The organism is Ectothiorhodospira lacustris (assembly GCF_022227785.1).
In the GTDB taxonomy this organism is placed as follows: Bacteria; Pseudomonadota; Gammaproteobacteria; order Ectothiorhodospirales; family Ectothiorhodospiraceae; genus Ectothiorhodospira; species Ectothiorhodospira lacustris.
Genome location: NZ_JAJNQM010000096.1, coordinates 1 through 10660, shown reverse-complemented (window position 1 = coordinate 10660; position 10660 = coordinate 1). Strand labels below are relative to the sequence as shown.

The following is a 10660-nucleotide window of genomic DNA, read 5'->3' as shown; positions in this document are numbered from 1 at the left end:
TCGTTTCCGCCCTCGGGCGGCGAGCATCAGCGAGAGGGAGGGGAGGATGTCAACGCCAGCAGGATCCCGCGTACCAGCCATTGCCGGTTCCAGCCTGTCATGGGCTGCGGTACCACCGCGCCAGGGCATGATCCAGGGAGGCCCTTCCCGGCCCCCAGGTCATGATGGCCAGCAGCATGGCGGCCCAGGGTAAATGGTGCGTGGCCCATGCATCGGGAATGGTCAGCTGGATGACCACGGTCATCAATAACAGCCCCAGGGCCGCAAAACGGGTGCCCAGCCCCAGGATCAGCAGGATCGGCAGCAGGATTTCACCCATGGCGGCCAGATACACACTGAGAACGGGTAGGGGCATGGGATAGGTGTTGCCCAGCAGGTGCAGCTGAAACTCGTGCTCGAACAGCCAGCGTGCCCCCGGGGAGAGTTGCAGGCCGTCCCACTTGGTGAGCCCTGATCGCCAGAAGGGGATGGCCACGGCGATACGCAGCAGCAGGGCCGGCAGCGAGGCGGGCAGATACTGGAACCCCCGCGTGCTGGCATCGATCAGCCGCATCAGGGTCTGACCGGTTGATCTGCCCGCAGGGTGGATGGACGTGTTCATGGGCACTCTCCTCTGCTAGGGGCCACCCGTCGCCGGCGCGTCTCGGCTCAGGACAGGGACTTTTCATTGATGGTCGTCGGCAGCAGACGGTGTTGATACTCGCTGCAGGCCAGGGCCAACCGAGCCAGGTGGGATGCACTCTTGGCCCCCATCTTCTGCATGAGATTGCTGCGATGGATCTCCACGGTGCGCACGCTCACATCCAGATCCCGGGCGATGAGCTTGTTGGGTTGGCCATCCAGCAGACCCTCCAGAACGTCACGCTCCCGTGGGGTCAGTGCGTCGAGCCGCGCTTGCAGGTGGGCGACTTCTTGGGCGCCGGCCCGCTGCTCGGCATCCCGTTCCAGGGCATGGCTGACTGCTTCCAGTAGCGCCTGGTCGCCAAAGGGCTTTTCCAGGAAATCCAGGGCCCCTTCACTCAGTGCCCGTACCGCCATGGGGATGTCCCCATGGCCGGTGATGAACACGATGGGCATGCGGATGTCCTGTTCCTTGAGCCGGCGCTGCAAGGTGAGTCCATCCATGTCCGGCAGACGCACATCCAGGATCAGGCAACCGGGCGTTTGAGGTGTCACGAAGTCGAGCACCGCCTGGGCATCGGCAAAGGCGCGGACATGAAAGTCCTCGCTCTTGAGCAGCAGGCTCACCCCGGCGCGCACATCCGGATCGTCATCCACGAGATGAATATGGGGTTTATGGGTTGGCATGGTGAGTCTCCAAGGGGAGAGTGAAATGAAATTCGGCGCCGCCTTCGGGCCGGTTGCGCGCGATCAACCGACCACCGTGGGCCTCGACCAGGGATCGGCTGATGGAGAGACCCAAGCCCAATCCCCCTTCCTTCCAGGTGGCAAAGGGATCGAAGAGCCGTGCCAGCCGCTCCGGCGGAATGCCCGGTCCGGTGTCGGTGACGGTCATGGTCACGCCCTCGCGGGTGGATGCCACCTGAAGATCGATGCGCGCCGGTCTCAGGCCGTGGACGGCATCCATGGCATTACGCAGCAGATTGATCAGGATCTGCTCCACCTGCAGGGGGACCACCGAGACCCTGGGCAGCGTGTCGGGAAGGTCCACTTCCAGTCGGATGTGGCGTCGATTCAGCTCCGGTCGCAGCAGTTCAAGGACCGGGTGGACCAGATCACGGGGCGACACCGGTTGTTGCTCGGGGGTCTGGCCGGCCGCAAAGGCCCGCATCTGGCGCACCGTTTCGGCGGCCCGATGGGCGCCGGCGTCGAGTTGACCCAGCGCCTCCTGAAGGTCTTCCATTTTGCCTCGGGCCAGCAGGCGTTTGCAGGCCTGGGCATAGCTGGAGAGGGCACACAATGGCTGGTTGAGTTCATGGGCCAGACTGGAGGACAACTCGCCCAGCGTGCTCAGTCGTCCGGCGCGGGCGAGATCCTCCAGGTACTGGCGCGCCCGGGCTTCTGCCGCCGCGCGCTCATGGCTCAGGGCATTGAGTACCAGTCCGGTCAGGACCAGCAGGGCCAACTGGGCATTGAGGGACAACAGGCTCTCGCCCAGACCCATGTCAGCGAAAGGACCCAGACCCCAGCCGGTTCCCGACAAGGCAATGGCACCGGTGATCAGGATCAGCCCTGAGGTGATCTGAATCGGGCAGCGTACGGCCGCCAGCATGATGAGCGGGAACACTGCGTAGGAGAGTGGCATCGCCACCATGGCAGGCAGTATGCCGGAGTACACCAGGGTGGTGATGCCGGTAATGGCGAGGCCCAGCGCCAGGGCCGCGAGCCGCACTGATCCCGGCAGGCGCGTGGGCGCACCCAGCCAGGTGATCAGGGCCGGGGCCACCAGCACCAGTCCCATGAGGTCTGCCACCCAGCACAGCCACCAGGTCTGGCTGAACCGCACGTCATCCATGCCAACGGCCATACCCCAGGCCCCAGCCAGGGCGGCCAGTCCCGATGCCGCCACGGCGCCAACGCTCAGCAACAGCCACACATCCCGCAACCGGTCCAGTCGCGGCCTCATGGTCAGGCGCCGCAGCAGGTACCCGCCCAGGGCCACACCCGCGACCGTGGCCGCGACGATCCCGACCGATTCGAGCAGGGGAACCGCTGCTGAAGTGAACTGCCAGGTGATCAGGGCGGAGGCAACGCCCACGGCGGGCAGCATCCCGTAGCCATAGAGAAACACGAAGGCCAGTCCCACGCCCGTGGCGGGCCATACCAGCGGAATACCGTGGGCATCCGGGGTGAAGACAAACCCCCACATGCCTACCGCATAGTAGAGGGTGATGAGCATCAGGCTGCGCAGTAACAGGCCCATGCCGCTGATCGACACCACCCGGCGCCAGTAGCGTCGGGTCAGGGAGGGGGAGAATGTATTCATGTGCATGGGCCTGGTCCCGTCAGAATCGAAACGCAGTGATGCCGCCGCTGCTCAGCAGCGCCACAAGGCTGGTTTGCAGATTGAAACCGGGCTGTTCCACAGCCTGGGTGGTCGCCTGTTCCAGCTTGGCCCCCGTGCTCAGGGTCCGTACCAAGGCCGCCGTGCCCAGGGGAACAGCGCAGACCAGGACCTCCATATCGGGTCGGCAGACAAGGGTGGCCTCACCGCCGCTGTCCCGATCGATACGTCTCACCTGGGCATCGTGGCGATTGGTATGCCAGATGGAAAGCGCCGGCCAGGGGGAGTCCAGTACCTGCAGGGATGGATGCAATCCAAGACGCAGGTGTCCTACTTGCGCGGGGGGTATTCGGGCCAGGGCCTGCGGTGGCAGGGGTGTTTGGTCCTGGGCATGATAGGCACGGTGCCAGGCCCACTCGATGCGGGCCACATCGCCAAGATAGGGCAGGCGAGCGGCGGGTTCAAAGTGGTCGAGAAAGTCGGGAAACGTCTCCCCGTAGTCGATCAGCACCGGGCTGTCGGGCAGCACCTGCCCCACAAAGCGGCGTGCAACGGCCTGAAAGAATGCTTCTCCCACCAGACGCTGCACCACGGGATAGAGTCGGGTCACGGCCTCTACCAGGCTGACGTGGACATTGTTGCGATAGACGCCAAAGCGCAGCGCCGGCGGTTGAGATCCAGGGTGGCGCACACCTGCGGGCGGCGGTATCCGTGGCTGGCGCAGGGCCTGCACGAAATCGGCCTCGTATTCAGCTTGCGAGGGCATGGCCCGCCTCCGGATGCTGGATGTGCCGATCCAGCAGGCGCTGGGCCCTGCGGGACTCATCGAACAAGGCCGACCATGAAGGGATGTCGTTGTCCCACTCGATCAGCACGGGCAAGGGACCGGTGAGGGTCAGGGTGTGTTCCAGCAACTGCCACACGCCGTCGGTAGCCGGGCGGTCATGGGTGTCGATCAGCAGGGGCCGGCCTTCGTCGTCCTGTTGCTGGTCGTGGCCGGCCACATGGATCTCGGTCACCCGATTCATGGGGAACGCATCCAGATACGCCTGGGCCTCAAACCCATGGTTGGTGGCGCACACCTGGACATTATTCACATCCAGCAGCAAGCCGCAGCCGGTGCGATGCGACACGGCGTCGAGAAACTGCACCTCGCTGATCGTGCTGTCGGCCAGGTGAACGTAGGTGGAAGGATTCTCCAGCAGCAGGCGTTGTCCGAGCACCTCCTGCACCTGATCAATGTGGCGGCAGACCCGATTCAGGGTCTCGTCGGTGTAGGGCAGGGGCAGCAGGTCGTTCAGGAATCCACTGGAGTGAGTGGACCAGGCCAGGTGTTCTGAAAACAGTCCCGGACGGTAGCGACGGACCAGATCGGCCAGGCGGCTGAGATGCCGGCGGTCCAGCGCCCGCGCGCCGCCAATGGACAGACCCACACCATGAACGGACAAGGGATAGCGCTCGCGGATGGCGGTCAGATATCGATGGGGTGGCCCTCCGGCGCCCATGTAATTCTCGGCGTGGATCTCGAACCAACCCATGTCGGGCCCCTGTTCAAGGATCGTCCGATAATGGGCTGGCTTGAGCCCTACACCGGCGGATCGGGGGACGGCATCAGGGCCGGCCAATGTCAGGGGGGGCGTCAGATCAGACATGGAACCTCCTGCGACGGATCAGAGTACCGCGTCCCTGCGGTAGCGATGTCACGATGGGGTCAGGGCCGGTATCTCAGGACTGCCTCGGCAGGTCCCGGTCCAGTGGCTCCAGGCTGCCTTGTCGGTCGCCCGGCAGCTCAATGTCTTCACACGTGCCGGTAGGCACCAGGGTCCAGGCATTGCCCTGGTAGTCTTGGGTGGAGGTCCCTGAGCAGGACGTGCCGGGTCCGGCGGCGCAGTCATTTTCCCCGGCGGGTGAAACACCGTAGCATTTTTCCATGGTGGACGACGACGCCGCCGCGCTTGGCGCAACCATGGCGCTAGCCACGGCCAGTGCAAAGGCACCGGCCACGCTGGCGGTGGAGAGGGATGGGGTGGTCTTCTGGGTCATGGTCGTGCTCCTTAATCAATGAAGAGGGCTCGCGGGGCCTGGGTCTTGGTCCAGGCTTGCGATTAGATTAGGGGGCACGACCGGAAGGGGTAATGCGTAGGAATACGTAGATCGCTCACACTCATCGCGCAGTGGGCATCCTGCCGGTCATGAACACCAGACAGGTGTCGCCAAGCTTCGAGGCCACCTGATCGGCGTAGCGCTTGAGGATGGGCGAGAGGTACGCGTCCACCACCGTGGCCAGTGCCACTGAACAACCGGTTCACATCCTATCTGCGTTGGATGCGTACTACGGACCGTTGAAGGCCTGGCTGTGCGACTTTGAGGATCGGAAGGCATCGGGCGTAGAGGTCAGGCATTTACCGGCGATCAACGAATCAGTTGCCGGTACAACAGTGGCAGCGCGTTGGCCAGGCCGGCCGGACGGGTCACGATGGCGTAGCCCGAGCGGTCGAAGATGGCTGGAAAGTACTGGCGGGCCTCGGCATCGATGGTCACGCCAAATACGGCCAAGCCCTCGCGCCGCGCCTCCCGCACCGCCATGCGGGTGTCTTCCACGGCGAAGCGGCCCTCGTAGTGATCGGTGTCGTTGGGCTTGCCATCGGTCAGCACCAGCAGCAGCCGGTGCCGGTTCGGGCGTCGGCCAAGCTCTCCGGCCACGTGGCGTATCGCCGCGCCCATGCGCGTGTAAAGGCCCGGTTCCAGTGCGGCGATGCGGCGCTCCGTGGCAGCCGTCACCGGCTCCTCGAAACCCTTGATCTGCCGAATGTCCACGCGATGGCGCCGGCGCGAGGTGAACGTGTAGATCGCCTGATCATCGCCGCAGGCCTGAACGCCGTGTGCCAGTGCCAGCAGCGCCTCTTTTTCCACATCCAGCACCCGGCGATCCTCCACCCAGGCATCGGTCGATAACGACACATCCACCAGTGTGGCCACGGCCAGATCGCGCGTTTGGTCGCGCCAGCGCAGGTAGACGTTCTCCGAGGGGTGTCCGCCGGCAGCACGCTCGGCGATCGACTGGACGAGTGCATCCAGGTCGATCTCATCGCCGTCCACGTGGTGGTGCTGCAGTTCGCGCCTGGGCCTAAGCGCCTCGAACTGCCGCCGAACGCGGTTGATGCGCCGGCGCGTCTCGGCGTCCGGCGCTGCGCCTGGTTCGCCGTTGGGGGCCATTTCCGGCGCGATTTGGGCATAGACGGCGCAGTACTCTTCCAAGTACCGGTTCTTTCGGTAGTGCCACTCCGGGTAGGTCCTGGGGGCGCTCAGCGGTGACGCGTCGACGTCCGTGCCGGCAAGCTCCAACTCCATCTTCAGCCGCGACGCGGCCTTGCGCTCGTGTTGGGTCACGGTGATGCGTTCGAGCTGGTCGGCGGCCTGACGCGCGTCGTCTTCCTGATTATCGTCGATCGGCCGATTGACGTTGACCATCTCGGACCACGACAGCATCTTCTCGAAGGGGTTGAGCATCAGCGGATCATCGCGCTCGGTCTGATCCAGGCGGCGCCGCTCGGCCTTGCGCCGGACGCCATCGGAGTCGCTGGCCGCCTCCTGGTCAATCTCGGGATCGGACTGCGACGCGGCCGGCGAGGTGGTCTCGTCTGTCCAGGCATACCCCCACAGGGGCACCGGTAGGGGCGGGCGGTAGCCGCTTGGCGCGCCATACCTGGCCAGTTCTTCACCCGCAACAATCCTGCGCAGCAGCCTGCCGGGTGATACCAGTGCATCCGATTGACCCAACAGGTGCCGGATCAGCGCCTCGACGTCGGCTTCGATGGGCGGTAGGGCGCGTTTGGGGCGCATGTCCAGGAGGACAGCGCAGAGCCGCCGGTAACGGACCGCGAGCCCGGGAAGGCGTTCGCACAGTGCATCGCTTGCGCGGGCTGCCTCGGCAATCTCGATCAGGTCGTATTGAAGCGGATCGGTGGGCGCCGGCAGTTGGCGAACCTCGGCCAGGAATGCGGCCAGCCAGAAGTACACGTCGCGGTTCAGCGCGGCTTGCGGGAATAACGCCATGCGTGCCGGCAGCACCACGTTCTCGGCGTCGCGGCGAGCGCGTTCCATCGGCTCGGCCTCCAGCCCCAGGCGCTGGCGCAGGGTCAACCGGTGCCGGGAATCCTGCGCACTGGCGGTGACCAACGCCAGCGACCGACCGCCCCCCATGGCGCGAAAGTAGACCGCGAGCGTATCGCGCAAGTCTTCGAAACGGACTTCGGCTTCAGGGTGTTCGGGGTAGCTGATCGCCGAGGCCGCCCAGTGATGCCACCAGCGGCCGACGTGCTCCTCGAATTCGTACCAGGCCGTCAACCGAACGCGTGCCCGACCAGCTCCTCGAGCGCGGCGATGACATCGGGTTCGTCGCTGAGCGGGTCGATCAGGGTGTGACGGGCGGCGCGCGCCATGGGCATGCCGGCCTGGACCAGGGTGGCGCAATAGACCAGCAGGCGCGTCGATACACCTTCTTCCAGGTCCTGGCCCTTGAGCGCACGGATTCGCTGGGCCAGGTTGATCAACCCGGCGCACAAATCCTTCGACAAACCACTTTCGGTCGAGACGATCTCGATCTCGATCTCGGGGGGCGGAAAATCGAAGGTGAGCGCGATAAAGCGCTGGCGTGTACTGGGCTTGAGCGATTTGAGGATGTGCTGGTAGCCGGGGTTGTAGGAGACCACCAGCATAAACTCCGGCGGCGCCTGCAACAGTTCGCCGGTGCGCTCCAGCGGCAGCACGCGGCGGTCGTCGGTGAGCGGATGCATGACCACGGTGACGTCCTTGCGCGCCTCCACCACCTCGTCGAGGTAGCAGATGCCGCCTTCGCGCACCGCCCGGGTCAGCGGGCCATCCGCCCAGCGCGTCTCGCCGTCGATCAGCAGGTGGCGGCCGGTCAGGTCGGCGGCGGTCAGGTCATCATGGCAGGAGACAGTAAACAGCGGCCGCCCGAGCCGGGCGGCCATGTGCGCCACGAAGCGGGTCTTGCCGCAGCCGGTCGGCCCCTTGAGCAGCAAGGGTAGACGCTGCTCAAAGGCCTTTTCAAACAGTGTGCATTCATAGCCGGTTTCACGGTAGAACGGGATCCCGTTATCCGCTGCGGGCTGCGCGAGCTCGGTACTCATGGATGGCCTTTGACGCCACCCCCGGCAGCCAGGTGCGGGGCACCGGCGGGCAATTGCTCGCGCGCGGGCCCAAGCATCGCGTAGATGTACATCAGCACCGCGATGGCCACGACCACGCCGGCCCCAAGGCGCATGGTATAGAACAGGCCCAGGTCGTCCTGGACATCCATGTAGCGCTGACCGACCACACGCTGCATGTGGGTCTGGATCACGCCGGCGAAGGTGAGGACAAAGGTCATGAACGCCATGCCGCTGGTCATCAGCCAGAAGCTCCACATGTTGAGCACCTGGTTATACGGCTGCTTGCCGCGAAGCTGCGGCAGGGCGTAGGAAAAGATCGCCAGGTTGAGCATCACGTAGGCGCCGAAGAACGCCAAATGAGCGTGGGCCGCGGTGATCTGCGTGCCGTGACTGTAATAGTTGACGAACGACAGGGTGTGCATGAAACCCCAGACGCCGGCGCCGAAGAACGCCATCACTGCGCAGCCCAGTGTCCACAGGATGGCTGACTTGTTGGGATGGTTCCGGCTGCCGCGCCAGAACATGTAGAAGACGAAGATCACCATGGCAAACAATGGCAACACTTCCAGCGCCGAGAAGAAACTGCCAACAGGCTGCCAATAGCCCGGCAGGCCGATCCAGTAGTAGTGGTGGCCGGTCCCCAGCAGCCCGGAAAACAGCACCAGCCCGACGATGACATACAGCCATTTCTCGATGATCTCGCGGTCGACGCCGGTCATCTTGATCACGAGATAAGCCAGCAGCGAGGCCATGATCAGGCCCCACACGCCCTCGACCCACAGGTGTATCACGTACCACCAGTACATCTTGTCCAGGGACAGGTTGGCCGGGTTGTAAAACGCGAACAGCCAGAAGATGGCCGCCAGCCACAACCCCATCATCAACACCACCGAAATGGCGGTCCTGCGACCGTTGATCAGCGTCATGGTGCCGTTGTAGAGAAACATCAGAAACGAGATGGTCATCAGGATCTTGACCCACAACGGCTGTTCCAGGAACTCGCGCCCCTCATGGATCCCGAACTGGTAACCCACCAGCGCCGCGGCGCCGGCAAAGACGAAAAGCCCGAGCTGGACATAGGCCAGATTCGGGCTGTAGATCTCCGTTTCCGCCTCTTCCGGCAGGAGGTAATAGGTTGCGCCGAAGAAACCGATCAGCAGCCACACGATCAGCAGGTTGGTGTGGCTCATGCGAACGATGTGAAACGGCATGGCTTCGCTGAGCAGGTTGGGCCAGACGTAGATGGCGCCGGCGACCACGCCGAAGATGACCTGTGCGGCAAACAGCACCAGCGCGGCAATAAAGAATGGATAGGCGACTTTCTGGGTTTGATACCTCATTTCCTGCCCCCCTGGGTGCGGATGAGATTCTCGTCAGCGCTCAACCGGAAATATTCGGCGGCCAGCCCTGCGTATCGATTCGGCTGGTCCATTCCAGGAAGTCGATCAACGCATCCAATTCTTCTTCGGTGAAATCGTACCCCGGCATCTGTCGTCGTCCCTCGATGCCGGTCGGCTGGATCCGCATCCAGATCTTCAGTGCATTGCGCGCACCGGCTGGGCTGTGTTCGCCACCGTAACGCTTCCACACGTTTCCGAGTTCGGGCGCAAAGTAGGCCCCCTCACCGAGCAGACTATGGCAGTTGATGCAGGAATTCTGTTCCCAGATATGTTTGCCATGCTTGACCGAATCGGTCAGACCGGCATGGTCGGTGGATGTCGTGACGACGTAGTAGTGGCTATGCGCGGTCAGGCCGATGAAGACCAGGAAGAAGAACAGCGACCCGCCGAAGAAGATGTTGCGAGCGGCATTTCGAGTGAGACCCTCAATCATGTCCGACTCCCGTGGGGCATGAGTTCGTAGCAACGCCTCAGCGCCGCAGGCTTTGCAGACGGCGAATCGGGGACATAGGAGACAATGTGCGTGGTGCACTGTCCGGGACATGGCGTCATTGTCAAGCGCATTCCACACAATGCTCTGGTGCATTGTCTGTGCGTTACACCACAGAACCGGCCGTTTCAGGAAGCCTGCCTGCATCTCCGTGGTGGCACGATCGTCGCGGTGTGACAGATGATCGGCACCCAGCAGGCATTCAGGGCACCTGATGGCATTCATCCATGAATTTTGAGCCCTTCCGCATTCCATGACGGCGTCCATCGAGGGGATATGTCCCGCAGGGGAGTCACCCCGGCCTGCCACAACCCGGTGAGCAGAAGACAGGTGTCCACCACATGAGGGAACGGTCTACACTCACCCGAGGCGTCCATGAAAAGCCCTTGGCTGGAGAATCGGGATCAAGGATGAACCAAGATCAAGCGTATTGCCAAGCGGCGCGGGTGTGAGTGGTGATGAAGAGGTGAAGTCCCTGGGGCGACTCCCCCCGGCTATCGGGCGCAGTGCGGGATTGAAACAATTTGCCTTATTGGAAGGTTAGGTCGGTCAACAGGGTGGGGGTGCCGATCCGGGTGCGAGGCCGATTGTGCCCCCGGCGGCGTGGGGATTCTGTAGGGGGAGTGGAGGA

At 63.8% G+C, this 10660-nt stretch carries 11 protein-coding genes; all 11 read right to left on the bottom strand.

Going from position 1 to position 10660, the window contains the following annotated elements; genetic code table 11:
- Positions 1-97: 97 nt before the first annotated feature.
- The 11 genes from LQ952_RS14165 to LQ952_RS14115 all read right to left on the bottom strand — a co-directional run bounded on the left by LQ952_RS14165 (position 98) and on the right by LQ952_RS14115 (position 9972).
- A complete protein-coding gene (locus LQ952_RS14165; protein WP_238623273.1) occupies positions 98-601 on the bottom strand; it encodes a DoxX family protein in 504 nt (167 codons plus the stop codon).
- A gap of 47 nt (positions 602-648) precedes the next feature.
- Positions 649-1308: a response regulator transcription factor gene (locus tag LQ952_RS15950; protein ID WP_274522033.1), complete on the bottom strand. Its 660-nt coding sequence runs from the start codon at positions 1306-1308 to the stop codon at positions 649-651.
- Positions 1295-2947, bottom strand: coding sequence for an ATP-binding protein (locus LQ952_RS14150; protein ID WP_238623272.1), 1653 nt, complete (start codon positions 2945-2947; stop codon positions 1295-1297). Before LQ952_RS14150 ends, LQ952_RS15950 begins: the two co-directional genes overlap by 14 nt.
- A 19-nt stretch (positions 2948-2966) precedes the next feature.
- On the bottom strand, positions 2967-3731 hold the full coding sequence (locus LQ952_RS14145; RefSeq protein WP_238623271.1) for an HvfC/BufC N-terminal domain-containing protein: 765 nt from the start codon (positions 3729-3731) through the stop codon (positions 2967-2969).
- Positions 3715-4617 (bottom strand): MNIO family bufferin maturase, encoded by a 903-nt coding sequence (gene bufB / locus LQ952_RS14140; protein WP_238623270.1) that lies wholly within the window; start codon positions 4615-4617, stop codon positions 3715-3717. The genes LQ952_RS14145 and bufB overlap by 17 nt, the downstream gene beginning before the upstream one ends.
- Positions 4618-4690: 73 nt before the next feature.
- On the bottom strand, positions 4691-5008 hold the full coding sequence (locus LQ952_RS14135) for a BufA1 family periplasmic bufferin-type metallophore (protein ID WP_238623269.1): 318 nt from the start codon (positions 5006-5008) through the stop codon (positions 4691-4693).
- A 121-nt stretch (positions 5009-5129) separates the two neighbouring features.
- Positions 5130-5258, bottom strand: coding sequence for a hypothetical protein (locus LQ952_RS15945; protein WP_274522032.1), 129 nt, complete (start codon positions 5256-5258; stop codon positions 5130-5132).
- A gap of 119 nt (positions 5259-5377) precedes the next feature.
- Positions 5378-7312: a nitric oxide reductase activation protein NorD gene (locus tag LQ952_RS14130; RefSeq protein ID WP_238623268.1), complete on the bottom strand. Its 1935-nt coding sequence runs from the start codon at positions 7310-7312 to the stop codon at positions 5378-5380.
- A complete protein-coding gene (locus LQ952_RS14125) occupies positions 7309-8118 on the bottom strand; it encodes a CbbQ/NirQ/NorQ/GpvN family protein (protein WP_238623267.1) in 810 nt (269 codons plus the stop codon). The genes LQ952_RS14130 and LQ952_RS14125 overlap by 4 nt, the downstream gene beginning before the upstream one ends.
- Complete coding sequence (locus tag LQ952_RS14120) at positions 8115-9479, bottom strand: cbb3-type cytochrome c oxidase subunit I (protein WP_238623266.1); 1365 nt, start codon at positions 9477-9479, stop codon at positions 8115-8117. Before LQ952_RS14120 ends, LQ952_RS14125 begins: the two co-directional genes overlap by 4 nt.
- 40 nt (positions 9480-9519) lie before the next feature.
- On the bottom strand, positions 9520-9972 hold the full coding sequence (locus LQ952_RS14115) for a c-type cytochrome (RefSeq protein ID WP_238623265.1): 453 nt from the start codon (positions 9970-9972) through the stop codon (positions 9520-9522).
- Positions 9973-10660 lie beyond the last annotated feature (688 nt).